General features: G+C 61.0%; 19 protein-coding genes and 1 pseudogene. 11 read left to right on the forward strand and 9 right to left on the reverse strand.

From position 1 onward, the window contains the following. Positions 1 to 220 precede the first annotated feature (220 nt). Positions 221 to 2959, reverse strand: coding sequence for a LuxR C-terminal-related transcriptional regulator (locus WMN78_RS00240; protein ID WP_340531342.1), 2739 nt, complete (start codon positions 2957 to 2959; stop codon positions 221 to 223). Between the two features lie 141 nt (positions 2960 to 3100). Between WMN78_RS00240 and WMN78_RS00245 the strand changes: the two genes are divergently transcribed. The 3 genes from WMN78_RS00245 to WMN78_RS00255 all read left to right on the forward strand — a co-directional run bounded on the left by WMN78_RS00245 (position 3101) and on the right by WMN78_RS00255 (position 4729). After that, the gene (locus WMN78_RS00245; protein ID WP_340531344.1) at positions 3101 to 3805 is read left to right on the forward strand and encodes a hypothetical protein; all 705 of its coding nucleotides are present in this window, start codon (positions 3101 to 3103) and stop codon (positions 3803 to 3805) included. Positions 3806 to 3859: 54 nt separating this feature from the next. Continuing rightward, positions 3860 to 4099 carry a hypothetical protein gene (locus tag WMN78_RS00250; RefSeq protein ID WP_340531346.1) on the forward strand — a complete coding sequence of 80 codons (240 nt, stop codon included), beginning with the start codon at positions 3860 to 3862 and terminating at the stop codon, positions 4097 to 4099. A 132-nt stretch (positions 4100 to 4231) separates the two neighbouring features. Next, complete coding sequence (locus WMN78_RS00255) at positions 4232 to 4729, forward strand: hypothetical protein (RefSeq protein WP_340531348.1); 498 nt, start codon at positions 4232 to 4234, stop codon at positions 4727 to 4729. Between the two features lie 824 nt (positions 4730 to 5553). Here the strand turns inward: WMN78_RS00255 and WMN78_RS00260 are convergent. Beyond that, positions 5554 to 5982, reverse strand: a complete 429-nt coding sequence (locus WMN78_RS00260) for a GlcG/HbpS family heme-binding protein (RefSeq protein ID WP_340531350.1) — start codon at positions 5980 to 5982, stop codon at positions 5554 to 5556. Next, a complete protein-coding gene (locus WMN78_RS00265; RefSeq protein WP_340531352.1) occupies positions 5979 to 8159 on the reverse strand; it encodes a malate synthase G in 2181 nt (726 codons plus the stop codon). The genes WMN78_RS00260 and WMN78_RS00265 overlap by 4 nt, the downstream gene beginning before the upstream one ends. A gap of 375 nt (positions 8160 to 8534) precedes the next feature. Between WMN78_RS00265 and WMN78_RS00270 the strand changes: the two genes are divergently transcribed. The 3 genes from WMN78_RS00270 to WMN78_RS00280 all read left to right on the forward strand — a co-directional run bounded on the left by WMN78_RS00270 (position 8535) and on the right by WMN78_RS00280 (position 12638). After that, positions 8535 to 10295 (forward strand): L-lactate permease, encoded by a 1761-nt coding sequence (locus WMN78_RS00270; RefSeq protein ID WP_340531355.1) that lies wholly within the window; start codon positions 8535 to 8537, stop codon positions 10293 to 10295. Between the two features lie 85 nt (positions 10296 to 10380). After that, a complete protein-coding gene (locus WMN78_RS00275; RefSeq protein ID WP_340531357.1) occupies positions 10381 to 11751 on the forward strand; it encodes an FAD-binding oxidoreductase in 1371 nt (456 codons plus the stop codon). A 140-nt stretch (positions 11752 to 11891) separates the two neighbouring features. Continuing rightward, positions 11892 to 12638, forward strand: coding sequence for a FadR/GntR family transcriptional regulator (locus tag WMN78_RS00280; RefSeq protein WP_340531358.1), 747 nt, complete (start codon positions 11892 to 11894; stop codon positions 12636 to 12638). 64 nt (positions 12639 to 12702) lie between these two features. Here WMN78_RS00280 and WMN78_RS00285 read toward each other — a convergent pair whose 3' ends face one another. Further along, positions 12703 to 13182, reverse strand: coding sequence for a hypothetical protein (locus WMN78_RS00285; protein WP_340531360.1), 480 nt, complete (start codon positions 13180 to 13182; stop codon positions 12703 to 12705). Between the two features lie 183 nt (positions 13183 to 13365). Between WMN78_RS00285 and WMN78_RS00290 the strand changes: the two genes are divergently transcribed. Both WMN78_RS00290 and WMN78_RS00295 read left to right on the forward strand, forming a co-directional pair. Further along, positions 13366 to 13863, forward strand: coding sequence for a DUF2199 domain-containing protein (locus WMN78_RS00290; protein WP_340531362.1), 498 nt, complete (start codon positions 13366 to 13368; stop codon positions 13861 to 13863). A gap of 253 nt (positions 13864 to 14116) precedes the next feature. Further along, positions 14117 to 14536 (forward strand): hypothetical protein, encoded by a 420-nt coding sequence (locus tag WMN78_RS00295; protein ID WP_340531363.1) that lies wholly within the window; start codon positions 14117 to 14119, stop codon positions 14534 to 14536. Positions 14537 to 14735: 199 nt separating this feature from the next. Here the strand turns inward: WMN78_RS00295 and WMN78_RS00300 are convergent, their stop codons facing one another. Further along, a complete protein-coding gene (locus WMN78_RS00300; RefSeq protein WP_340531364.1) occupies positions 14736 to 15071 on the reverse strand; it encodes a hypothetical protein in 336 nt (111 codons plus the stop codon). Between the two features lie 358 nt (positions 15072 to 15429). Here WMN78_RS00300 and WMN78_RS00305 point away from each other — a divergent pair. Further along, positions 15430 to 16062: pseudogene (locus WMN78_RS00305) on the forward strand (IS3 family transposase); the annotation flags it as partial. 329 nt (positions 16063 to 16391) lie between these two features. On the opposite strand, the gene WMN78_RS21100 reads toward WMN78_RS00305, so the two are convergent. After that, on the reverse strand, positions 16392 to 16520 hold the full coding sequence (locus tag WMN78_RS21100) for a tectonin domain-containing protein (RefSeq protein ID WP_425341091.1): 129 nt from the start codon (positions 16518 to 16520) through the stop codon (positions 16392 to 16394). A gap of 467 nt (positions 16521 to 16987) precedes the next feature. Between WMN78_RS21100 and WMN78_RS00310 the strand changes: the two genes are divergently transcribed. Beyond that, the gene (locus WMN78_RS00310) at positions 16988 to 17851 is read left to right on the forward strand and encodes a hypothetical protein (protein ID WP_340531365.1); all 864 of its coding nucleotides are present in this window, start codon (positions 16988 to 16990) and stop codon (positions 17849 to 17851) included. Positions 17852 to 18108: 257 nt separating this feature from the next. Here WMN78_RS00310 and WMN78_RS00315 read toward each other — a convergent pair whose 3' ends face one another. The 3 genes from WMN78_RS00315 to WMN78_RS00325 all read right to left on the reverse strand — a co-directional run bounded on the left by WMN78_RS00315 (position 18109) and on the right by WMN78_RS00325 (position 21941). After that, on the reverse strand, positions 18109 to 18492 hold the full coding sequence (locus WMN78_RS00315) for a hypothetical protein (RefSeq protein WP_340531366.1): 384 nt from the start codon (positions 18490 to 18492) through the stop codon (positions 18109 to 18111). A gap of 1862 nt (positions 18493 to 20354) precedes the next feature. After that, positions 20355 to 20861, reverse strand: a complete 507-nt coding sequence (locus tag WMN78_RS00320) for a hypothetical protein (protein WP_340531367.1) — start codon at positions 20859 to 20861, stop codon at positions 20355 to 20357. 651 nt (positions 20862 to 21512) lie between these two features. Beyond that, on the reverse strand, positions 21513 to 21941 hold the full coding sequence (locus WMN78_RS00325; RefSeq protein ID WP_340531368.1) for a hypothetical protein: 429 nt from the start codon (positions 21939 to 21941) through the stop codon (positions 21513 to 21515). 1435 nt (positions 21942 to 23376) lie between these two features. Between WMN78_RS00325 and WMN78_RS00330 the strand changes: the two genes are divergently transcribed. Next, a complete protein-coding gene (locus tag WMN78_RS00330; RefSeq protein ID WP_340531369.1) occupies positions 23377 to 23847 on the forward strand; it encodes a hypothetical protein in 471 nt (156 codons plus the stop codon). Positions 23848 to 26692 lie beyond the last annotated feature (2845 nt).

The raw sequence follows: 26692 nt of genomic DNA on the forward strand, positions 1-26692 counted from the left end.
ACACGAGCCACATCATCGCCAGCCCCACCGGTACGGCAGGGCGGATATACCGGCGGCCTGAGAAAGTTTGCCCGGCGTGATGCTCATGGTCCGCGTTTTCTGCTCTGAGTTGGCCCGCAACGGATGCCGCGAACAACCTGAAGCTACCGAGGCGTGGGGTGATTCCGCGTCACCATCCGTGGTGATAGATGTAGTGACTCCCCGAGGGCTGCGCAGGCCCTCAAATCAGGCCCTGCTCCTTGCCATGGCGCACCGCTTCCCGCCGGTTGTTGACCTCGAGCTTGGTGAAGATGCGTTTGGTGTGGGTGCGCAGGGTATTGACCGAGACAAAGAGCTGTCGGGCGATCTCCGGTCCGCTCAATGACGAGCCAAGTAACCTCAGTACCTCCAGCTCGCGCTTGCTCAGGACCTCCAGCTGAGGTGCGGTAGTCCCCCTGATGGCCGTTCGAGATTTCACGGTTTCCAAGGATCTGAGCAAGGCGGTGTGGGCCGGGGCGGTGCCTTTGCCTGCTGCCTCAGCCAGCAGCGGCGCCAAGGGCGCTCCTTCATCCAGAAAGAGGCGGACGTAACCCTCCGGTCCGGCTTCCGCCAGGGCACGTTCCAGGGGCACCAGCGCCAGCGCGCGTTCGCCCTGGGCTTCCAGTGCGAGGGCCTGCAGCACGAGGATCTCGTAGGTGCTTCCTTTGCGTCCGGCTGCCTCCGCAGCCTTGAGCAGGCGCGCGAGCAGGTCCGCCGCCTCCTGGATCGTCTTTTCTTCCGGCAGGACCCTGTACTGGGAAATGAGAAGACGCGCCAGCGTGAGGTGCTCAAATTCCCGCAGGTAGCTCAGCTCCCCCACCGCCAGCAGGCCGGTGCTGCGTGCCCACGCCCAGCCCTCTGACAGCCGCCCCTGCCTGATCGCCATGCGCGCCTTCAATGCGGGGATGGGGCGGATCTCCGGAAAAAAACCACGCAGATACAGGAGCTGGGCCTGGTCAAGGGACTCAATGGCCCCGGTCATGTTCCCCTCGGCTTCCCTCACGCCTGCCATCGCAACGAACCACCGGTAAGAGTGCTCCGTCAGGGGAGCGACATGCTGGCCCAGCACATTACTTCTTTGAAGATGACGGGCTGCGCTCTCCAGGTCCCCAAATTCACGGCAGAGCTCGCTGTAGCCCACATGCAGCTCAGCAGTGGCACGGGGTGCCGGTCCCCCTTGGGCGGCCGCATGGCCAAGAGCCCTTTCGTAAAGCTTTCGCGCTTCCTGAAGCTGTCCCCGCGCGACCTGCATATCTGCCAGCAGGATGGTGCTGCTGAGCTCATCGGTGAGGTTTCCCGCTTCATGGAGGCTCACGACTGCATCTGAGAAGGTGTCGACAGCCGTATCAACGTCGCCTTGTGCCCAGGAAGCCAACCCCAAAAACGCTGCTGCTGCCCCACGGGCGAAATGGTCTTCCGGTCGGGCGAGTTCGAATGCCTCCCGCGCGTGGTGTGCAGTGGTAGCGACGTCGCCCCTGGCCTGAGCCACTGACGCTCGGTACATTGCGATGGTTGATGGCAGCATCCGGAGCTCTTGCCCGCGGACTGATGTCGGGGCGGAGACGCCTGGACCCTCGCCCTCTGCTGCTGCGGCTTCCAGTCCCTGTTCAGCGGCCCAAAGCCAGGGCTCGACGGCGTCGAGGTCGCCGGAGACGAGCATGCGCCAGGCGTAGAAGACACTGAGCATGGGGCGGGTACGGACCACCTCGTCAGGAAGCGCCGTCAGCCAGGCCAGCATCATTCCATCCTGTCGGGTCCGGCGCATTTGCGGCAGAACCGCTTCGATCAAGTTGGCGGCCCGTTCAAAGTCCTCGGCCGCCAATGCATGGTGAACCGCGTCCTCTGTCAGGTCATTCTGTTCGTACCATTCGCTTGCCAGTCGATGCAGCTCGGGTATACGGCCGGGCAGTTCCTGCCGAGCCCGTGCACGCAGGACTTCGGCGAACAAATGATGATAGCGATACCACTGCCGCCGATCATCCAGTGGAATAACGAACAGATTGTCCCGCTCCAGCGCATCAAGCATGGCCTGGCCCCCGCCCACGCCTGTGAGTGCCTCACACAGACCTCCTGTCAGGTGGTCCAGGAGAGCTGTGGTCACCAGGAAGTTGCGGACTTCTGCCGGCTGACGCTGCAACACCTCCTCCACAAGGTAGTCGATGACGAAGCGATGGCTTCCCGTGAAAGCCCTGATAGACGCGGAGGCGTCGTCGTGCTCCCGTAGGGACAGCCCGGCCAGCTGAAGTCCCGCGATCCACCCCTCGGTCCGGGTCGCAAGAGCAGCGATGTCATCCGCTGAAAGACCCAAGTTCATGACCTGGTTGAGGAAATCAGCCGCTTCGTCCGGTGTGAAGCGCAGGTCGGCGGCCCGGAGCTCGGTCAGCTCGCCGCGGCTCCGTAAGCGGGCAAGCGACAGCGGCGGATCCGATCTGGTGGCGATGGCCAGGTGCAGCTGTGGCGGCAGATGGTCCAGAAGGAACGCGAGGGCTTCATGAACCGGTCGTTCTTCAATGACGTGGTAGTCATCGAGCACGAGGATGAACTCTTTCCCGGACCGCGCTATGTCGTTGATCAGGGACGTCAGCACTGGTTCCGCCGCCAGGACCTGACCGCTGTGCCTCATGCCGGTAATCTCCGCGCCGATTTCCGCGTCAACGCCCTGCAGGGCAGCAACAAGGTAGGCCAAAAAGCGTGACGGGTCGTTATCGTGCGCGTCCAGGGACAACCACGCGATACATACGCCGGGGTGCTGCCGTCTGCGCTGGATGATCCATTCGCTGAGCAGGGTGGTCTTCCCGAAGCCCGCCGGAGCGCAAACGAGTGACAGCTTCCGGCTTGCGCCCAGTTCATCGTTTAGACGCTTGAGCAGCCGGGGCCGGGAAGTGATCTGCGGGCGCGGTGCCGGAAAAAAGAGCTTCGTAGCCAGCACGGGCGTCGGCATGCCCCCAGTATAGAGGGCCGGGCTGCCCGGATCTCACCCCGTCAATCACATCCTTGGGTGACGCCTGGTCACCCCATTGGTTCCTACATTTGAGCCATCCGTAGCGCTTAGCCACGGACACGCAAAAACAAGGAGCCGGACATGTCCATCACCGCCACCAAGCTCACCCGGGCGGCCGGCCTGAGCGCCATTGCCGCAGGATTGCTGTTTGCTGCCGTCCAGATCAACCATCCCCATCTGGATGCCAACTTTGTAACCACAACCGAATGGACGGTCCGGCAAGGGATGAAGGTGCTCATGGCCGCTTTGGCGCTCGTCGGGATCACAGGAATGTACCTACGCCAGACCAAGGAGACCGGGGTCATTGGCCTGATCGGGTACGTCCTTTTCAGCGCAGGCTACGTCACCATGCTGAGCGTCGAAACAATTGGGATGGTCGTCCTCCCATCCATCGCCCACGGTGCGCCCGGCTACGTCAACGACGTCCTTGCCGTGTCCACAAACGGCAGTGCGGCCGGTGACATCGGCCTGATGCAGCCACTCATCTCGTTCATGGGAATCGGCTACCTGGGCGGCGGCCTGCTCTTCGCTATCGCCCTCTTCCGCGCACAAATCCTCGTCCGTTGGACTGCAGTACTGCTCGCCGTTGGCGCCGTTGCTCCTATCGCGATCCTAGTGCTGCCGCAGATCAACTTCAGACTGTTCGCCTTGCCCAACGCAGTCGCCCTGGTCGCCCTGGGATTCTCCTTGTGGCGCGAGCAGCGCACGGTCACCGGTCAGTCCCTGCGCAAGGTCGCGAGCTCGTCGCTCGACCCAGCCGGTGCCAAGCGACCATCCACGCTGTAGAAGGCCTTACCCGGTCAACGCCCGACTCCGGGACATAGCTAAGGTGGCGGCCTGATGGTCCCGCCCCACGGGCGACAGGTGCCCAGTCGCTGCAAGCTTCCGGTCGACGGGCACCTCGACGACCACTGGTCTGACTGGTTCGACGACCTTACCCTGACCCACGAAGGCGACCGCACGACAAGCCTTTGCGGTTTCGTCTCTGACCACACGGCGCTGCATGGGCTGCTCATGAAAATCCGCGACCTCGGCATCATTTTGATCTCCGTTGGGGTCATCGACCCGCGATCTGAGTAATGCCCTTCTCACTCCAGCCCGTGGCCTCACGTCCCACCGCGGCATCACCCGCACACTCCTACCGGCCAGCTTGCACCCTACAGCCGCGCTTTTCATCCGGATCCCGGCCCTAACCACTACGACAGGAAAACCATGGAATCGCTCTTGAAAGCCCAGTCCGCAACACGAGCATTGATGTGGACCGAGGCCATGACTGTGGCCACGGTTGTCCACCACGTTTACAGACTGGGCATGGAAGTGCTCATCCCATCAGTCATACTTTTAGCGTTGCCGGTGCTGTTGATGTGGTGGTACAGCCGTCGCGCGAGCCCAGCGGCTCGCTGGGCCTGCACAGTAGGCGCCGGTTTAATCTTCTTGTACTTCGGCATCATCGATGGCTTTCTGGACCACGTGCTGAAGGCGATCGGTCTGCAGAACACCACGTTCTTGCCCGGCAGCGACGCTGACGTCATCGAGACGGTCTACCACCTTTGGTCGCCCGAAGCCGGCCATCTCTTCTACGAGTCCACCGGCATACTGACCTTTGCAATCGGTCTAGGAGCCATCTACTTCAGCTACAGGTTCCTGCGGACCGCCGGGACCAAGCCTTCGGCAGCCAGGAGAGATTCCGCTGAGGCAGCCTCCCTCTGAGCCCTTTGGCTGTTTCATCTCCAACGAAGTCAACCCGGGCGATATTGACGTATCCCCGTTTATGACGAGGGCGTACTCAGCAACCTTGCCGGCAACCAAGGAATCGGTCAGGTAAAGGCTCTTGTCGGCCACTGCAAAGTGCTGGTCGATAAGTACAAAGTAACCAGACGCCAAACCCACGAAATGGCTCATTTTTTCGACCAGCGCTGACAGTGCGCACGACGTTTGGCTCAGCAAGCACACGGATTCCTAACGAATAGCCAGGTGCTTGGATATTTGGCAGGCGCATCTCTGCAACTCCGTCACTCCCGCGACCAGACCCACAACAAAGCGGAGCGTTCGTCTGTAGTGAAGTAATAGCGGTCTGCGTTGATCCATATCATCACCCTGAGCTTCCACGCGGTGCGCTTGTTGCCGTCAATCAGCGGTGGAAACGGGCCACCGACTGCGAAAGGGCCGCAGCCTACATTGCCATTTCACGACAAGCCTCAGCGCCCATTATCGTAATTGCCGACGGGTCCAAACCCAACGCAAGCAATCGGCTTCACGGAAATGCGCCCCGTACCTGGCGATTTTATCCCCAAAGGACCTCGGAAGCCGGAGCGATCGCAACGGCCCGGGACGGCATTACCGACCTGACGTGGGACTTGACGCCCACCAAGGTGGCAGGCGAACGTCAAGAAAAATCCCGATGATGAGGTCTTTTCGGCGCAACCGGCGTGGAGATCGATGTTCCGGCGGCTCGCATATGTTCTTTGCATGCAAGGAGCCGCCGGGCTCACGCGGGCTGAGCGTGCGCCCGGCGGGTCAGATCACTTGGGCGGTCAGGCTACCTGCGCCGTCAGACCGGCTTCCTTGATCGCCGCCACCGCCGCGGTCTCGTCGTTGTCGGAGCTGTCCCCGCTGATGCCGACGGCACCCGTGATCGTGCCGTCTTCATCGCGCACGAGGACGCCACCGGGCACAGGGATCAGGCGGCCTGCGAGGGCGGCGGTCGCAGCAGCGATGAAATATGCCTGCTGCTCGGCGCGCTCCATGAGGGCCCGCGAGCCCATCCCGAGGGCGAGGGCCCCGTAGGCCTTGCCTTGGGCAATCTCAAAGCGGTTATTTGAAGCCCCGTCCTGGCGAGCGACGGCGATGACGTGGCCTCCTGCGTCGAGCACGACAACGGTTAGCGGTTTGAAGCCGTGTTGCTGACCCGTTGCGAGGGCCTTGGCGATGATGGACTGGGCAGTCGCTAGGTCAATGTTCATGAGGTGCTCCTGGCAAGGTCGTCGATGTGTTTCTGCGTTGCTCGGCGCCGGTGTAAAGCGGGTTCGGTGTATCCGGACGGCTGCGCGGCACCGTCAAGTACGAGTTCGCGGGCGGCTAGGAACGCGTGGGTGTCAAACGTGGGGGACATTGGCAAATAGTCCGGATCTGAGGCGTTCTGCTCGTCGACGACCTTGGCCATGCTGCGCAGGGATTCTTCTACCTGCTCCGTGGTTACAACGCCGTGCCGAACCCAGTTGGAGACATGCTGCGAGCTGATGCGGCAGGTGGCTCGATCCTCCATAAGGGCCACGCCGTGAATATCGGGGACCTTGGAGCATCCAATGCCGGCGTTTACCCAGCGCACGACGTAGCCCAAGGTGCTCTGGATATTGTTGTCCAGCTCGTCGCGTCGAGTGTCGGCGTCCCAATCGGAGGGGTTCCCGGCCGGGATGGTGAGCAGCTGCCGCAATGTGGATCGGCGTGCCCTACCGAGCTCGGCCTGCCGGGCGTCCACGTCGACGTGATGGTAGTGGATGGCGTGCAGGGTCGCTGCGGTCGGCGAGGGAACCCAAGCGCAGTTGGCGCCGGCGAGCGGGTGCGCGATCTTCTGGGCGAGCATGTCCGAGAGGTTGTCCGGTGCCGCCCACATGCCCTTGCCGATCTGGGCCCGTCCGCGGAATCCGCACTCCAGTCCAATGTCGACGTTGGCGTCCTCGTAGGCGGCAATCCAGCTGGAGGTGCGCATGTCGGCCTTGCGCACCATGGGCGCCGCGAGCATCGAGGTGTGGATCTCGTCGCCTGTGCGGTCCAGGAATCCCGTGTTGATAAATACGACGCGATCGCGTGCCTCCCAGATGCACGCCTTGAGGTTGGCCGAGGTGCGGCGCTCCTCGTCCATGATTCCGATCTTGAGGGTGAGCGGTTCAAGGCGCAGCACGGACTCTGTGCCCGCGAGTAGAGCGCAGGCCACAGCCACTTCGCGCGGTCCGTGCATCTTTGGCTTCACGATGTACACCGAGCCTGTCCGCGAATTGTGCCGGGCGTTCGGACCCTTCAGGTCGTGCACGGAGCCGAGACCTGTAAACAGGGCGTCGAGGATCTCCTCCGGCACCGGGTCACCGGCTTTATCACGAACGGCATCACTTGTCATTAGGTGGCCGACTTGGCGGATGAGCAGCAGCGAGCGGCCTGAAAGGGCCAGTTCGGATCCGTCAGGTGCGGTGTAGAGGCGGTCGGGGTTCAGTCGTCGGGTATAGGTACCCCGGCCCGTGGCGACCTCGGCGGTTAGAGTGCCCTGCATCAGCTGCAGCCAGTTGCGGTAGCCGACCACCTTGTCCTCGGCGTCGACGGCCGCCACCGAGTCTTCGAGGTCCATGATTGTAGTGATCGCGGATTCCAGCACTATGTCTTTCACGCCGGCCGGGTCGCCCGAGCCGATGAGATGGGTGAAGTCGATCTGGATCTCCACGTGCAGGCCATGATGGACGAGCAGTACGGACTCAGGCGAATCCGCGGCGCCCCGATAGCCGCGGAGCTGGTCGCGCCTGGCCAACTCTGTCGTGCCGTTCGGGGTCTCAGCGACGAGGACGCCGTCTGCGATACGGTAGGCGGTGACATCCGCGTGCGAGCTGGCTGCCAAGGGCGCGTGCTCGTCAAGGAATTGTCGCCCGCGGGCGACGACGGCGGTGCCCCGGACTGGGTTGTAGCCGCTCGTTCGCTCACGTCCCTCCGCTTCGTCGATGACGTCGGTGCCGTACAAGGCATCGTACAGCGAGCCCCAGCGGGCGTTGGCCGCGTTGACCGCAAAGCGTGCATTCAGCAGCGGCACGACCAGCTGGGGTCCGGAAATCGTGGCGATTTCGGGGTCGACCTGATTGGTCGTAATAGTGAAATCCGCAGGCTCATCGGCCAAGTAACCGATCGAACGCAGGAACTCCTCGTAGACCTCCGGGTCCCCCGGACCGTTCAGACGGTGGAACTCGTCAATCTGCTGCTGCAGCCGGTCACGGACACCCAGCAGGTCGCGCACCTGCGGCGAGAAGTCCCCGATTAGCGCCGCGGCGCCGCTCCAAAATTCTTCCTCCTCGATCCCCGTGCCCGGCAACGCCTCGTCCCGGACAAAGGCATGGAGCTCTTCGGCGACGTTGAGGCCGTTAGTTTCTATTCGGTTTGACATGTTTCTCGCCCATCCAGATATTCCGCACAGCGGAAAGAATATTTCGACAAGTAGAACCTAACGAGCTCAACGTTGCCTGTCAATGCTCAAGTGCAGTTCGCTCACGACGGGGTCTTAGCGATCCGTTCCAATCAGCACTAACGGGTAAAGCAAGGTGAATTTTTTCCCTGCAAGACCATTGACTAGCGGTCAGACCGATACGTAAAGTCAATCCATAACGCAGGATATTTTTATCGTATGGTGGAAAAGGGCGGCTTGGATCTTATGGCTTCGACCAGAGCGGTCGGAGGAACTGCCCCCTGAATTGACCGCTTTCAGTCCTATGCGCCACGTACTCTCTCTCCCTCCCCCGCTCCAAATACAAAGGAGTTTTTTGTGAGCACTTACCAGCAAGTCGTGGATCCCCTCTGGGGTTCGCTTGGCCTATCCGCCTTGTGTGCGGCGTTGCCGTTGCTTCTTCTGTTTGTCTTGTTGGGTGTCTTCCGTGTGAAAGCGGCAAAAGCTGCCCTGACAAGTCTGCTGCTATCAATTGTCTTGGCCACCATGGTTTGGCAGATGCCCTTGGATCAGGCTCTTAGCGCCACTGCCGCCGGCGCCTTTTACGGCCTGTTTCCAATCCTGTGGATCCTGGTGAACGCCCTGTGGGTCTACAAGCTCACCGTGGCCACTCCGTGGTTCGATGCCCTAGGCAGGACCATCAGGTCGATTTCCAACGACCTGCGCATCCTCGCCATCCTGATTGCGTTTTGCTTCGGTGCGCTCCTCGAGTCCCTAGCTGGTTTCGGTGCACCGGTGGCGATCACCGCGGCGATGCTGATGGCCGCCGGCATGAAGCCTCTGAAGTCCGCCATCGTCTCCCTCCTAGCCAACACGGCCCCCGTAGCCTTCGGTGCCATGGCTGCCCCGATTATTGCCCTTAACGGCGTCACGGGACTGCCGCTCCAGGACCTGTCCTCGATGGCTGGCCGGCAGACACCCTTTATCGCCCTGATCGTGCCGCTGCTACTCGTCTTTATCGTTGACGGCAAGCGCGGTCTGAAGCAGACCTGGCCCGTGGCGCTGGTGGCCGGCGCGGTATTCGGCATCTTCCAGTTCATCACGTCCAACTACTTTGCCGTCGAACTGACTGACGTTGTGGCCGCTGTCGCCACCATAGCTGCAGTGCTGCTGATGCTTCGTTTCTGGCAGCCCCGGGAGATCATCGAGATGTCCGGGCAAGGCAACGACTCAGGCGAGCCCGGCGAAGAGTTGTCATTCGGCCCGGCACAATCCCGTCAGGCCTCGGCTCGCCGCTACGGCTCAGAGCGGGAGCCGGCCTCCGCCTCCGTTACGGAGGCCGTTTCCGCAGCGGCGACCACGCGAGTCATGACGCCGATCAACATTCAGCGGCCTGCGACGCGAGAAATTTGGATGGCCGTGGCGCCATACCTGATCATCATGACTATTTTTTCCGTCGCCCAGATTCCTCTGGTGAAGAACTGGCTGAGCGTGGTGGGAAGCGTCAGCTTTGCATGGCCGGGCCTGGACGTTGTCGATGCAGACGGGAAGCATGTTGCGGCGCAGAAGTTCAAGTTCGACCACCTTAAGGCCACCGGTACGCTTCTGCTAATCTCTGGCATCATCACCATGGCCCTGTACCGCATTCCGGCAATCAGTGGACTCCGGATTTACTGGGAAACTCTCAAACAATTGCGCTGGACCATCATCACCGTGACCGCCGTCCTCGCCCTGTCCTTCGTCATGAACCTGTCCGGACAGACAACGTCCCTCGGTCTGGCACTTGCCTCGGCCGGAGGCTTCTTTGCTGTGCTCTCCCCGGTGATCGGCTGGATCGGAGTCGCGCTCACCGGCTCTGACACCTCCTCCAACTCTCTGTTCGGCCAACTCCAGGTTGCCGCAGCCGAACAAACAGGCCTGCCTCCGGTACTCATGGCAGCAGCAAACTCCTCCGCCGGCGTGATGGGCAAGATGCTGTCCCTGCAAAACCTGGCAGTAGCCTCGGCTGCCGTGGGCCTTGAAGGAGCCGAAAGCACGCTGTTCCGGAAGCTTCTGGGCTGGAGCCTTGCGCTCCTGGCCGTAATGATCGTCCTGGTGCTGCTGCAATCAACTCCGGTGCTGGGCTGGATGGTTCCCTAAACCCCGCATCATACAAAACGAATCGCACTGGGGTTCGGTTTCGTCGAATCCCTGCGCCCCAAGAAAACAAAGAGGTTTCCTTTCCATGAGCACAACAACAGCACTCACAGCGTCCTCGGCTCTCCTGAACGCCAGCGCACACTCGTCGACTGACTTGGACGAACGTGTCCGGGTCAGCACGGACCGATCCGGCTACATCCCGCCCAGCCTCCCGGACGGCGTCGTGTACGTCACCAGCACGGAGGAAGTGGTTACCACCATGAAACTCGCGGCGGCAAACAACGTTTCTGTGGTGCCCCGCGGCGCCGGGACAGGACTGGCGGCGGGAGCTTCGGCCCATGCGGGCGAAGTGGTCCTTGACCTGGCCCGGATGAACAAGATCCTCCACATCGACCCGGTGGAGCAGCTGGCGGTAGTGGAACCTGGCGTCCTCAACGCCGAAGTGAACGCCGCAGCAGGAGCCCACGGCCTTTTTTATGCGCCGGATCCCGCGAGTACGGCAATCTGTTCCATCGGTGGCAACATCGCTACCAACGCTGGCGGAATGTGGTGCGCAAAATACGGCGTTACACGGGAATCCGTCCTGGCGCTCCAAGTTGTCCTGCCCGACGGCCGGGTGCTGCGCACCGGAAGGAACACCATTAAGGGGGTTACCGGATATGACCTGAACGCCCTGATGATCGGTTCAGAAGGAACGCTTGGCGTCGTGGTGGAAGCCACCCTGCGCCTCCGGCCCCGGCCCATCCAGACCGCTACCGTCGCCGCCTACTTCCCGGATGTGGATGCCGCCGCCTTGGCTGCGTCTGCCATCATCGCAGCCCGGCTGCAGCCCTCGGTGCTGGAACTCATGGACGGCCCCACACTGGAAGCTGTGGACGCGGCGCACGGCACCAATCATCGCTCAAAGGGCGGCGCCTTTCTGTTGGCCCAGACCGACGGGTACGGCGCGTTCCTGGAACAGGACGTCCTGCTCCAAGCTATCGAGCCTTTCGCCAGTTTCATCGAGAAGGCCGTTGACCCTGCGGCCGCGGATGCGCTGGTGGCCACACGAAGGGAAGCGATCCCGTCGCTTGAGCGGCTTGGACGTGTCTCGATCTGCGACATCGGAGTGCCGCGGAACCAGTTGGCAGCAGTCTTCGCGGGGTTGGAAGACATTTCCCGAAAAACGGGCGTCCGGATTTTCAACGTTGCCCACGCAGCAGACGGCAACCTTCACCCGATGATCGTCGTAGAACCCGGCGAATCCATCACCGAAGGACCCGCCAAGAAGGCCCTCGGTGACATGTTCTACCTGGCCCAGCGCCTTGGCGGCACACTCACGGGTGAACACGGCGTCGGACTGCTCAAGCGAGACTGGCTTGAAGACGAGCTGGGCAGCGTGTCGCTCGAACTTCAGCGGTCGATCCGCAATGTGTTCGATCCGCAGGGAATTCTGAACCCGGGTAAAGCCATCTAACCGGCCTCCACAGTCCCCCAACAGCCTTGGGTAAAGGAAAGGGATAGCGGCCCGCTTACGGGCTCTGTTATCCCTTTCCTTTCCTGACCTCTTGTACAGGACCGTACGCTGATGCCGTTCCGGGTAGGGGAAAATGAAGCATGACCGATTTAGCACCCTCCTCACCGAAGCGGACATACGATGCACTCCTGCAGGATGTTGAGGAGGGGTTGCGATCCGGACGCTTCAAAACCGGGGACCAACTGCCCGGGGAGCGCATACTGGCGGAAAAATACGGTATATCCCGGGCATCCGTGCGAGAAGCAATGCGAATCTTGGATGTCGTGGGTGTCATCCGCAGCCCGAGCGGGGCGGGCCCCAAATCCGGCGCCGTCTTCGTCTCCGAACCTTCGGCAGGGCTGTCCTCCACACTTCGCCTCCACATCGCCAGCAACCGACTGGCCGTCAAAGACATCGTCGAAACCCGAATTCTCCTCGAAACATGGGCGGCCCAGGCGGCTGTCCAACATGACAATCCACAGGGCATCCAGCGAGCCAGGGAGCTTCTTATGGGCATGGATGCTCCCGACATCGATTACGAAACATTCCATACTTTGGACGCACAGTTCCATCTAGCTCTCAGCGCGTTAGCTGGCAATACGGTCATCGATACGGTCATGGACTCCCTTAGCGGCTCCGTCCGTGGCTACATCAAGGAGGCCCTAGTTTCACTCGGACAATGGCCGGTCGTCCTCGCGGAGCTTAGGGCCCATCACCACGCAATCTTTGCTGCCGTTGAAGACAAGAACGGGGGCCTTGCGGCTGACCTGCTCCGGAAGCATATCGGGTGGCTGTACGACCAGACCACAAACGCACACTCCCTAGGCGCATCGGGAGGAGAAGGATGAGCCGTTCGACGTGCCCTACATGGCTTCCGAAGGCAACCGACCCGTACCTCGGTTGCAACACGCATCAACAACTATCAGCAGGCGGGACACGGTGGGACGATCCGTGCGCCAAGGCGTCATCTGCCCGAGCCGGCGTTGGCGATAGCCAGAGGGCCGAACACAATTCCCACCTGGCCTCATCGGAGACCGCGCGGGTTGCGCCCTGCCAGCCCCACAGCACGCCCAGCCCCTCGCGGTACTCAGCCGCCAGTGTCCCTTGGGCGGCTTCGCGCCGTCGTCGCTCCAGCCACACCCCCAGGCTCCGTTCGGCCGCCGTCCCGGCCCGCGGGGATGGATACCGTTCCGCTTCATGCACCATCGCCACAAGCTCCTGCATCCGCGCCAGCCCCTGCGCGCTGACCCGGAGCGTCTTCCCGGCCACGGCTTCCTCGTGCGCTGCCTCAAGACCGGGATCCCCAGCCCTCGCCACCGCGAGGTGATAGCCGACGGTCGTGGCAGGAGCCCCGGTCAGCGCCGCGATCCGGCGCGGTACAACAACACCCACTCCGCTTTCGGCGCCGGAATCCTTTGAACAGTAGCCACCGGATTATCCTGCCACCCTCGACCGGAACAGGCCTTGGCCAACCGCCGGCTTCCGGGACACGCCGATCTGTACCCGTTGCTGCTGAAACCTCCGACGCCCTGTGCCCGCGTAGAATCGCCCAAAGATCAAAGAACTGGGGGACGGATGATCTTTGCGAAAAAGCACACGTGCGAAATGTGTGGCCTCAAAACAGCAGCACATAACAGCGATGTCCGGTTCCGCCTCCCGGACCCGGTCCTGGAAAGCCCGGAGCAGCACCGCGCCGAAGACAGCTGGTTGAGCGACCCGGACCCCAACAAGGCGACGCTCATGCAGATCCCCAACATCAGCCCGTTCGTCCGGGCGTTGCTTCCGGTCAGGCTCGAAGGCGGTCACGAATTCCGCTTCGGGGTCTGGATCGCCATTCACCCCGACGACTTACAGCTGTCATGTCGGGTCTGGAACGCGCCCGAGTACGGCGACCTGAAACTCACTGGCTACCTGGCCAACAAAATCCAGCCCTGGGGCCTCTTCGCCGTCCCGGTGGAGCTCGCCGTGCTGAACCGGGACCACACGCCCTACTGCGTGGGCAGCCCAAACGAGGAACTAAACGAGGTGCTCACCAAAGAGTGGCCGCACGACATTCTCGCTTCGCTGCCATGAGATACCCGCCGCTGACTGCAGGCAGCCCGGCGGGTTTGCGACCAGCAGATGACGCAAGTAATTCAACCAGAGAGGCTACGGAGTGGACCCGTACCAACAGCACCAGCCACCGTATCCACCTCAACCGCCCCACTCTCGCCAGGGTCAGTATCCGCAACAGCCCTACTATGGACCACCGCCGCCGGAGTGGCAGGGGCCTCCGCCGCGGAAGAAGAGCAGGCTTGGCTGGATACTCGGTGGAATCGCACTGGCGGTGACCCTGCTCAGCATTCTTGGATTCGTAGGATGCTCTGTCCTCACCCATGAGATCAATGGCGGCGGAGGCACCCAGGCGGAGAAGGCCAGGGAAATGATGGCCCGGGCTGACAACCTACCGGAAGATGACTGGATTGAGGTCTTCCGCTTCGACCCCAAGGTCGATCCCGGATGTCTCTCCATCGACACATCATGCCTGCGTTTGTCCGCCCGGTGGTCCGTGGATCACAGGGTCAGCCTGGAAGAGGCGGCAGACCGATTCGGCATGAAGTCCAATTCGGACGGGCACGTTTTGGGACGGTATGCGGGCTGCATCAAGACCGAGCCTGACGGAACAAGCAGAGAATCGCTCTGCATCGAAGAGTCCGCAGAAGGCTCAGACACCTACGAGGTCACCATCCAGATGGAGCGTGATTAGAGGCCTCGGGCACCGATTCATCCTGTGTACGGCCAGAGTGAAGGGCGGGTTGACGGCTGTACCACTCCCGTCAGCGGCGCTTCTCCACCGGCCGGTATGTGTCGGCGAAGGCGGCCAGCGCCTCCTGGAGCTGCGGCACGTTGCCCAGCTGGTCCACAGGCCGGTAACGGGACACTGCCGGACCAGGTCCCAGGGCCTTTCAGAACACCTGCGACTCCAGGAAGCCGTAAACGAACCAGATCAGGACACCGGAGGTGATGGTGAGGGCGATGGTGCCCGGAACGCGGCCCCGGCGATGGACGAGACTGACAACGCCCAGGGCGATAGTGGCAAGGGCTGCGGGGAACGTGACGCTGAAGAGGTAGTAGAACAGGCCAATCCCGGAGTCGACACCGTCCCCGACGGCCCACACAGCCCAGAAGACTCCGGCGGTATTGAGCACCAGGATCAGTAAGGCAAGAAGACCTGCATTCAACTTTCGGCCACTTGATTCGACGTGGCGTTGGTCGTGGCCCGTTTCATCTGTCGTCCCCATCTCAGTGACGTTACCTCCCGCCGGGGGGGAGTATGTGCTTATAACTACTATCACTCGTCAGCGGCGGAGCAGGCATCGTCGGCGTCGCCGGCAACAAGGCCCGCACCCGCGGGGCGTAAGCATCAAAACTCGAACCAGCCGGCTTCCGCTCATACTTCGGCGGACGCTCCGCCTCCGACGCCCGGTCCACCGTCCCCCGGGAAACTCCGAGCTGTTTAGCCAGCTCCCTCTTGGAGATCTTCTCCGTCGCGTATCGGTGGCGTATCTGCGCCCAAACATCCAATGTGATCACCTTCCATAATGGTCAGTGGCCTCATTTTCAGTTGGCGTTATTGGCCCTATTCGGTTGGCGTCAACAATGCCGACGGCTTATGGGGCGGAGTTCCGCCAGGATGGTATTGATGTGGCTCGCAAGGGCGACGCGCCGCTGGCGCAGATTGCGAAGGATTTCGGGCTGTCGGTCACAACGCTGAAGCGCTGGATTGCCTTTGCAGAACGTAAGGACTCCGGGTCCGGCCCAGGAGCGGCGGAGTCGGCCCAGATGCGGGAACTGAAGAGGCGTAACCGCCTGTTGGAGCACGAGAATGAGATCCTGCGTCGGGCGGCTGCCTCTATTTGGCGAGGGACAACGCAAAATGACTTACCCGCTGGTCACGGATCTTGCGCCAAACGGCGTCCCCGTGGCGGTGACCTGTCGGTGTTGAAATTCAGCAAGCAAGGCTACTACCGGTGGCGAGCCAGCCGGGGGACGGAACGGGAGTGGGCGGATGCGCACCTGGTCAATGCCGCTCGGAACAGCCATGCCGACGATCCCGCCTTCAGCTACCGTTTCATCGCGGACGAACTCCCCGAGAAAGGCCTTGCGTCGGGCGACAACAGGGTCCAGCGCCTGTGCAGGGACCACGGCATTTGGTCGGTGTGCTCAAAGAAACAGGGCGTGAACCGGAAGCCGGGACCGCCGGTCCATGATGACCTGGCGGAGCGGGACTTCAGGCGCATCGAGGGTATCGACGACGAGCGATATCAAGGGAGCGCCGGGTTTCGCGCACTGCGGGTTCCATCGCTTTGGCTTGCAGGAGCAACCGCTGCTTCCTGCCTGGCGCCGGAAATGGGGCACATTCATATCGCAGATCGCAAAAGTCAGTTCCCCGCCGCATCCACCAAGTGGAGCAGCAGCGCGGCGAGCCGGCATGGCAGGAATGGTACCCACCGCTACGGTGACCGAAGTCTGAACACATCCGCCATCGAGATGTGTGGCCCGGACGTGCTCCCCCGCAATCGCCGGCCGGAGTCCGTCAGGGCCATTTCAAATCTATTCCGTCAAACCCTTAGTCGGTAGATCTCGCTGCTGGTGTTGACTCCCAAGACTCGGGAAGAACTTCCCACGGAGATCTGCTTCAACCTGCCCGGGATTTGGATCCAGTAATTTCCGTCGCACCGGTAGATCATGTCGTTGGCGTTCACCCGCCCCACACTGTTCCGTCAGAGGCGACCGACACGTGCTTGGGGGCCGGGGACGGACAGCCAGGCATTCCCTCATAACCGAGGGTGGCGTTCATCTCCCTGCCGCTGCCATGCCCAAACGCTGCCTGAGCGTCGGCGACCACTGTTTGCGAAGAGTAATGTCGGCCGAGGCGTTGATAGGTCCGCTGTGCGGTTCGCCGCTGTCACCGACGAAGTCGCGGATGTAGATGTCCGGCGTCAACGCAAGCAGGCCTCGCCGGGTGGACAGCGATGCACCGTTGGCCGAGGCTACTTGTTACTCCGCCGGAGTGACCCAGCCGATAAAAGCCCGGCCGTCTTGACCGCGGTTCCCCGAGGGGCCAAACTGCATAGCAAATAGCCGGACCGCGCGATCGTCGCCGGCGCCCGCGGATCTTCAACATTGCTGATTCACTCAAAGGTGGGAGTGAAGAATGAGCACTCGACGCAAAGAACGGAGTTTGCTGACAGGCGCCAGCGTGGTCGTGACGGTGACGGCTCTGATACTGGCGGTGATGTCTTCCCTCACTGAGGTCTATTCTCTTCGGTCCCCCGCCCCCGTCGTGAGCACCTACTTCTCGACCCTCACACCTGCCCCTAGCGCTTCCGCCACCTACTTTTTCCCTGACCCTGACGACGGCGAGGGAGTTGGCTATCCGCCCCCTCCGCCCCCTTCCCGTAGCCCTGTGCCTACCCGCTCCGCCGTCTCGCCCACTGGCGCCGTTTCTCCGTCCCAAACGGAGCAGCCGGGTCTGGAGGGTTGTTTCGACGGCCGGATGGCCTTTAAGGCCCCGTCCCCCCTCAAGCAGGGTGAGAAAATCGAATTCGTGGTCAGGGTCGCCTTCAAAACATCACCGATAAATCCTGGGAGCGGTCTGCCCGGAACGGGGGATCCGACCCCGCGTGATGTGCTTCTTTGCGAAAAGATGCGAGCTGATCTCACCAGCGAAGACGGCGGAATGAATATCGAGCGTTCGACCAGCGAAACCATCGCACTGCCTAAGTCCCATTTTGGCGAGTGGGGATGGCACATCACCGGTGTCCAGCCCGGGCGGCACCAGATGGTGCTCCGACTCGTGATCCCAGACCCTGAAGGCGACACGGCCATTAATTCCCACACGGAGACGATCACTGTCGATGTCGGACTGATGTACGTGGTATCCGCCTGGATCAAGGACATGTCTGCTCCAATAAATGCCTTCCTTGGGTCCATCGCGCTTGTCGGTGGCTGGGTCGTAGTTGTCTTTACGCGAAGGACGAAGAAGGGGAAGCATGCGCCGACAGCCGGCGCACACTAACAGCCGCTTTGGCCTCTTTACGGAAGGTATAAGCCTCACTGGTTCACCGGTACCCGTGGCCGGCAGAGTCATCCACACGCGGCCCGGTGGGTTTCTGTTCAGCGCCTGTTTTCAGCGCATCGCCGGCGCCAAGACGGTGTTCCCTCGAACGCCATTGTTGCGCTGGGTCGCCAGGGGCCAATCGTTCGTCCGGTCTCACCGGATAGGCATCCTGACGAGACCGGACGAGGTTGATTGTGGACTCCAAAGTAGAATGTTCAGAGCTCCAAGTGACCTGAAAGAGTCAGGTGATAACCCGGCATCGACCTGTTGGCGCTGACCTTGGCGGCCCAGTCGGTCCAAAGACCGCCGAAGCCTTCCTGATAGGTCACTTTGTGGAATACCTCCTCATTCCCGGGCTCTGTGTTCTGGAGGAGGTGCACGCTGGGAAGGGTTACAGTCGTCCCGGCAGCGACCTGGTAGTTGGTCCAGGTCGTTTTTCCTTGGTAGTCGTTTCCGTCCCAGGGTGGAGTCCAGGAGCTGTCATCTTCCCATCGAGTTTGAACGATGTTAAGAATCCTGGTCTTGGAGCAGTAGATCCTGACCGGATAGTCGACCTTCTTGACGCCGGCGGCGTTGTGGCCAGCGAAAGCGGGTTGCACAGCGGTGACCGTACAGGCTCGGATGCTCTCTGCCGCTTGTGCGGGAGCGGCCAAGCCGATGGGAATGGCCGCAAGTCCAAGCGACGCTGCGGAGAGTAAAGCTAGTTTCCGTCGTGGGCGTTGGGACGTTTTGGCCTGGTTGGATGTAGGGGACATTTCTCGTGCTCCTGTGTTGGTCCGGCCAAGGCTCGAGGCTGAGGAGCAAAGTGCCTCATCACCCACTGGGCCCGGAAAGCGTGGACGCTTTGGAAGGCCGGATATTCCGTTCCGAATCATCTTTGATCCGATACATGAATGTTCTGCTTGTGCAGGGGGTGACCGCTTCCGTGCCAGCACGGTTCGAGGGAGTTCTACACTCGTGCTGCGATCTTTTTGCCCGTCTCGGGTCCTTCCTTGAATCGAAAACTGGAGCCTTGGATTACCCCCGGTCAGTGAGCCGGGTTCGCCACTCGGCGATCTCTGCCTGACTGTGACCTGTTGCGTCATCCTCGAGGGTGTCGTTGGGACTTGACGCCAAGCACCTAGCGAAAATGCGCAGCGTTCGCGGCGCGCATCTACTGCCGCGGGGCGGTTCGGTAATCGTTGAGCGCATCTTCTCTATTTTCTGGTCAAGAGGGCGTCCAGAACGAGAGACACGGGAAAGACGATCCAGGGAATCCACCGAGGTACGGGACCCGTAATAACCAATGCTATGACGGCTAGGATCAGACCAGCAGGAGCATAGTTGTAGATACGACGCCTAGGTGTCCTCAGCCAGGAGTTTGGTTGCACTTGCTGATTGGTGGTTTGCCGCCGAGGCTCCCGTGGGACCGGTGGTTGTTGTAGAAGTCTAGCCATGGCTGCAGGGCATTCCTTGTCTTCACCCGGGCGGACTCCCCCTTGGCATCTCATGCTTTCCGTCATGGGGGTCTTCGCTGGATTCGAACGCTCCCCCATCACGGGACGCCAAAGGAAGGCATCGCTCTGGTCCAGCAGCACGGTGCCTACAAAGGCCGGGAAAAGACCCTCCCTGTTGGTAATTCTTCGACGATGTTCAATGGCTGGATGAGCCTGTAGGCGCAGGGCTAGGGGCGCGTGGCGCAATGAGGGTAGGAGGAGTGATTTCGCCCGGTCCGCCCGGTACAGGGGGAACGTTCACCGGGTTACCGGTTACTTGTATCTGCAGTAGCACAGTCTTAACGGTGTTACTCACTGGTATGTGCAGGAGCAGTTCGGCCATGTGTATGCCTGGCTGCGTGGCCCGAAATGCGTATTGGACGGTGCACTGGTTACTCCTTCCTGGCATCAGAACTGATCCATCACATCCTGTGGGGTATGTGAGGGAATAGCCGGTGGATTGGTTCGTTAGCGAGACAGAGTCGATCGTCAACGGGCGGTCGGAACTGTTCTGGAACGTCAGTGATCCTGTTACGGCTTGTCCCACTCTCGTTATCCTCGTACTTGGAATAATGGGCCGCCCTCCTGCACCGACGTTGCCAGCGAGAACAACTGCGTTGTCCTCAATTGGGGGGCCCATTTCAGCTGGAGGATCACTGGCGGCCGGGCTGGTTTGTTCAGGGACAGTGCTGGGATCACCAGGGTCAGAGCTGGTTGGGGCCGGCGCTGGGTTTGTTTGCGGCGGTGGCATGGTCTCATCCGGAGGTTGTGGTCCAGGCGCCGGGCCAGTGGTGTCCGGAGCGCGGGGAGTGGTCCCGTTCGGCGATGCGGAGCTTTGGCGTGTCGAGTTATCCGTTGCGGATGACACCGGTGGGTCGGCCGTCGTTTGTGCCGAGGGGCGAGCTTCTGTGATGCTGCAGGCGCTGACGGCGAAGGCCACGATAATGAAGGTCGCGGCCGAAGCAATGGTTCGGTTTCGCATCTCGCTATTTCCCTGCTTTGAACTCAAGGCGGATATCTGGGGTGTCTTCAAGTACGACGACGGTTCCCGTGGCGCGGGTCCAACCGTCCGGTAGGAGGAAGTACTTGTTGGCGGAATGAGCTAAGAACCTCAGCCCGGAGTACCGCACACCGTATTCGGCGTTCGGCGTGGTGAGTATCGTTTCTTGTACCGAGGTCGGTAACGACAGCGGCTTCTTGCTGTAGAGGATAACGGATGGGCTGGTGGCGAGGTTTTTTTCCGTCGCCTGGGCACGACCGCGCCCCAAGGCGCCCGCGTACGATGTTGTCGCCCAAAACAAACTCAGAATCACAAAGAGCGTCACGACGACGTAACCCCCCCTCTCCCAAAGCGGAATTATGCGGCGTTCAGCAGGCGAATAAACACGCAGCATCCTTCGGGATATGTAGAAACCGTACCCGGCCCCTGCAGCCCCGCCGCCGAGCAATATCGGTGGAACAAGATAATGAAGCCCGGGAACAACGACAAACATGGTTCGTAGTCCAAGAATCAACGAGACGCACCCTGCCGCGCACAGGATAAGGGACCCTGCCCTGAGCGGTATGCTCTCAGGCCGTACCCGGACGCACAGGTCCACGACGGCGTGAGTTCCGACTGCTGCGAGAAATATCCCTAGCAGCACTGCGGCCGGCACGATGACCGGTTCAGCACTCCGTACGAGATAGTCCGTGGTTGAGAATTCCAGGACGCTCGCATCAATACCGAGGTAGAAGGTACGGGCTGAGGTATAGGTATACCCGAACCAAAAAGCCAGTGCGCTGACCAAAGTGGTCGGTGGAATAATTACGGCGACCCAGTCTCTTGCAGCGGCCCACGTACGGTGGTTCTGCTCGGAATCAATGGGAATCGGCCGGCGCTGATGGGGCTTTGTGGCTTTCCCACGCGGCGAGGGCTGTCTGCGATTTCTTCGTATTGAACTGGGATTTTGGCTGATCATGTCGCCGACCTGTCTATTGCAGGAACCGCTGACTGTATTGTGTCACTCCGCCTTCTGCACGGTAACCCTTGCTCAGATCAAAGTCGCCATAGTCGCGGCAGCGTCCGGCCGGTCTGGCCGGTTGATTACACCGAATAGTCCGGCCGGACAGCCAGTTACTAAGGAAGCTGACGAACGGCGTGGTGCTTAGCCTGGCATCGACGTGTTCGCGCTGACGCTCCACTTGGACCACTGCGACCAGAGCCCGTCGACGCCTTCCTGGATCGCCGCTTTCTGGAACAATTCTTCGTTTCCGGCCTCACCGTTGACGAGCGTTCGGACGTTGTGGATTGTGATCGTTTGACCGGCTCCGACAGAGACGTTGTTCCACGAGGACGCGCCCAGGAAGTCGTTGCCGTTGAATGGCGGGGTGTGGGTGTAGTCGTCCTCCCATCGTTCCTGTTTGACGTTTACTTTCCGGGATTTGTCGCAGTGCACCTGGATTTTATAGTCCACGAGCTTTACACCTGAGGTGTTGTGGCCCGCGAACGCGGGAGCAACGGCTTTGACCGTACACGCGGCGTTGGTGGTGGCTGCTTGTGCCGGTGCCGCCAGGGCAAACGGAACGGTTGCCACTGCAAGTGACACTGCGCAGATCAGCGCGGCCCTGTTGCGGGCAGACCGGGATTTTGTTGCTGGGGTTGTGCTACGGGACATAATTCTTCGCTCCTATGCGATGTACGAGTGGACGACTTGCAGCTTTTGCGCATTGCGGCGACAGCCGTCGAGGTCCTAATGGGTGGGAACTGGATTCTTTATGGATCCCGTTCCGGACCGGGCTTATCCGGTGGTTCCATGTTGTCTCCAGCCAGGAGGCGAACGCTTCCGTGCCAGCACGGTTTATAGAGAGTCCTCCGGATTGAATCCGGCTTCTGGCGCGCCTACAACCGAGCGTTGAGCGATGCCGCGTCCGGAACGGGCAAGAAGCCACGGTCGGTCAGGCGGCAGCAACCGCGGTGGTGCCGGGCAGGCGGGTGGGCTTCTGCTCAGCTAATCGCGCCAGCCTCGAATCGTGACGAGAAGCCAGTATCTCGATAAGCAGCGCGGCGATAAATGCACCTTGCCACAGTGCCAGCACGGAAGCGCCGGCCGACGGCTCACATGCACCATGGACCCAGTGCCTGCCGATCCCGGCGGAAGAGCCAAGCTCCTGCCCGCCCGATCACTCAGGGACCGGTATTGACTCCTCCACGAGCAGTGCATGCCACTTCACCAGCCCAAACCTAGTGTCAGGAACACACCATGTTTTTACGCAACCAACAAGCAGTCCGACACCATCAGCCCATTCCGACGCGTGCTGCCTGCACCGGTCCTGCGAGAACAGCCGGTAAAGCGCACAGGCTCAGAGACAATGCCGACACCAGGGGTCCTGATTGCGATGGCCACCGAACCTCGCCAGACAATTAAGGAAACGTGAATCACTATGGCAACGAGAGCCGAAAAATCGGATTACCGATACAGCGATTACTACTGCTATATGTCCCTGGCCGATTTTAACGCCTACATCGCCCAAGAAGACGAAGAAGGCGACGTTTCCTTCTCCATTAGCAGCATCAGCGGAACAAGATGAAATTTCGCCCCGATCGATGGTCCGGTCTGAGCTTTCCGGACTCTTCGGCAGCTGGTCCCGCTAACAACCCCGTTCTGCCTGCGGGCCGCATCCGTAACGCCAAGCGATCGCGGAATGGTTCAATATTGCAGCCGGTGGGGCCGCCCGAAAACCGCGAGCTTGATCGCAGCCGCTTTGCCGGGGTAGCGTCGGCCAACTGAATGGTCTCGCGCCCGTCGACCGTCGTGGGCTATGGCATCCTCCGCGGCACTCTACAGCTACCGTGACAGCACGGAAGCGCAGACCCCGGACCTCACCGGAACATGGACTTACCGGGTCAAATTCGAACCGGAACCGTCCCGGCCACCAGAAGTTAGCTACGAGTCGTGCCACGCCTTGGGCGCCACGATGGCGCATGTAGCGACAAGTAGCCCCGGCCGGACCCCGACACAGGAGACGACAATGTTTAGAGTCACAATCCCGGTCAAGAGAACTGCCGTGCTTGCCGCAGCGTCACTTGCCCTTACAGCTGTGCCCTTCGCTTTGGCCGCCCCGGCCCAAGCCGCAGCCCCGCCCATATCTTCCTGCAGCGTTACGCCTTTGAGCCCGATCTTTGTCGGCTATGACTCGCACGGCAAGAAGCTCACCGATTTTCCCGTAAAGGTGAACTGCCTGAAGGATCGGTTCGTGACAGTCCAGCACCGGGTCTGGGAGGTTGACTTCCCCGCACCAAATCAGCTGATAAAGAATTCGTCGAAGGCATTTCACCTAGGAGCCAACAAGACAGTGACGCTTCACAACGTGCTCCCCCCGATCAATACCGAATTGGGACCGGAAGAAGTTTTCCACCAAGCCCGGCACCAGGAGAACCCTGTGTTTGGTATTCCAGTTTGGAGTAGCTGGAGGTCCACTCCGATCATTTCGATGCCCTAATACCCACCAGGAGATGGCGGCGTCAGCGAATCGGCGCCGCCATCTCCTCCTCTAATTCAATCGGAAGCCGCCATTGCCAGCGGCTCCCATAAACGCCAAACCTGGCTGCAGTAGTTGCTCACCACGCACCACTCAACCTCACCGCCGCCGGTGCACACACGGACATCTGGTCTCCTTTGTAGGAGTCCGGCCGGCGGCTGATGGCCCATTGGCACGCAATCATCCTGCGAGGGATTAGCTACGCAATTATGGAAGCGGGGGCAGTTCCGACTCGCGCGACCCGTAGGTCCATGTATCGGTCACACTCGGGGCCAAGCGCTTCCGTACTAGCACCGTTGTTCCTGTGCCGCCAGGCAAAGAACCCACGGCCCAGGCACAGCTCTCCCCCGCAGCGGAGCGAACGCGTAGACCTCTTTTCCCCTTTGCTGGAACAATTCGCGAAACCGGCGTAGGGCCATCCGATTTCGGAGCCTAGAATGCGAGGTATTCAGCTGTTCTTGGACTCCGGGTGTGAAACCCGGGCCTGGCCGGAAAATAATGCTCAAGGTCGGCCCATCAGCCAGGAAATGATGAAATTGATGGCCAATTTGAATGGCAGCATGGGACCGCGACCGTGACCGGCAGATTCGGTTTGCGACTGCGGAAGGACACAAACTTCGTCAGGGCGAACGGAGTCTTCCTCGCTGCACTTACGGTTCCAGCACTGCTTTCAACAAGTTTTTTTGCGGCCCACCCGCGGCGGAAGTGCTAACGATCGGCCAGGTTCCGGATCGGCCATGCCTACTGGATCGCCAAGCATGGCTTCGGTGACGGCCAGTCCGTCAAATTCCCAGTCAAGTTCAGAGACTGCTGCCCCGACGGAAGATCCTTATCCCTCCCCGATGGTTGATCCTCCTGCCGTGCCGACCGTCGAGCCCCCACATGGCCCGCCAGCGCCAGGGGGCCCGCCTCCCGTTGGTAGTGCGCCTGTGGTCTGGCTTCCCGTTGGACCGGCCTTCCGGGAAGATCCCCCGCCTTCTGCGTTCTACCAACGTCTTCAGGGAACGCAGTGCGCAGGCTTGCCGCACAGCACTCCCGGAGGGACGGATCCGTGGGTGGCCGCTGCCTTTCTCTGTCCGGCTTTGGAGAGTAAGGACGAAACTATGTGGGCCAAAGGCGCAATGGAACTCGCACGGGTGCCCCGCCCCACCGAAGACACCTGCCTGGCGTTGGCTGCCTACGACGCGCTGGTTATCGCTCATCAAGATCACCAAGGCGGAAGTCGAGCTGATTGGTCTGACCGGCAGAGCCTGTCAACTTTAGATTGACCGGAGTATCCGCCTCCCAGAATGGTGCTCCAGAGAGTCCGCTCTCAAGATACTTTGCGGCGGAGATAGTGTCGGGTCGCTATTTCTGGGCAATTTTTTTACACCGGAACATTAATGCGGTCAGGCCGCCGCACTCCCGTACCTCCATGAACCACCAGAAGCAATTCGCTGTTTGTCATTCTGATCCCCATCATCGCTGGGCGGGTCCTCCGCGCAACCAGGGCGCTCCGCGCCGCTCACGGTCCAAAGTTTCGTTCGGCGCTCCTCCGTCGCTTATTTCCTCACGAAACTTTGAACCGCTCCCGGTTCCCCAAGTTGCCCTCCGGACCCTCCAACCCAGCGGTGACTCCGTGCATCAGAACGGCGCCGAGATCTGACAAACACATCCGGTGCCCGCAGCGACCGGCTACCTCGTCCACCACGCCAGTGCCGCCAACGATCGTCGCTTTGTTCAGCGGAATGACCGTCGGTCGCGGCCCGTCTCTGAGAGGCGCGGCAGCCGCCTCGTCTACTGCAAGCCTGCTCGGGACGCCTTTCTTAGCGGGAACGGCACTGACCCTATGCATGGGGGAAAGACGATAGCCGCGCGTCCACGATGGACAAGTCGCACTGATCAACCAAACCAGAACCGGCCCCGGAAGAAGAGTCTGGATCCCACACACCTGCCCTATCGATCGGACGCCAGCCACAGACACCTCCGGAAACGTTCCCGTTGGCAGAAATGTCCTAGGAAACCTACGATCCGGGCCGCAAAGTCATTCCACCTGGAACAGAGAACTTCATGAAGTGGTGTCGGCAGAACCAGGAGGAAGGGATCAAAATGCAGGTCCAAAAGCCGCCCGTGCACAAAGGTGTGCACAATGTGCACACCCCCTTTGGCCGGACAAACAGGCGATCAGCACACTCAGCTGGCTTACAGAAAGCAGCTATCCAAGGAAGCTCGTCGACGAGAATTCGCTTTCGTCATATCGTCACCACAACTCTCGGCCATGAATGAGTGAGGGCCAACAACTGGCCGCCGGAACAGCCAGATAGGACGGCACATACCCTAGATCCCAGCAAGCGGAGGGCGCACCAGCCAGGACCCTGATACCGCCCCACTCAATCGAATAGGCGATCGCGGCGCTAGGCACAGCCCGCGGCCAGTGTCAGAGGGAACCGCGGAGGGACAATGTCCACACGTTAAAGCAAAAGCCCTCTGACGAGGGGTTATGCGTGCCCGAGGTGGGACTCGAACCTGACCCCAACACCTACAAACACTGGGTTCCCGCAGAAACATGCGAAGTCTGGCCCGATCCGATAGCAGTACGACCAGACCTGAGGGCCAATGTGTGCACATTGTGCACACGTTCTTTTGTCCACATTCCTGCACTGTCCAGACGGCTCCCTCGGCCCTCCTGCGCGGCAGTTCTATCTCATAGGCGGCCTCTTTTCGCCCTGAATAGTATGCTCAGGAAGTGGCGCAGGAGTCCGGACAATAGGTCGTCTCAGTTGACCCTGCTGCAAGCGGCAAGCTACGCGATGGAGGGTCCGAAGAG

The organism is Arthrobacter oryzae (assembly GCF_037911235.1).
Classification (GTDB): Bacteria; Actinomycetota; Actinomycetes; order Actinomycetales; family Micrococcaceae; genus Arthrobacter; species Arthrobacter oryzae_E.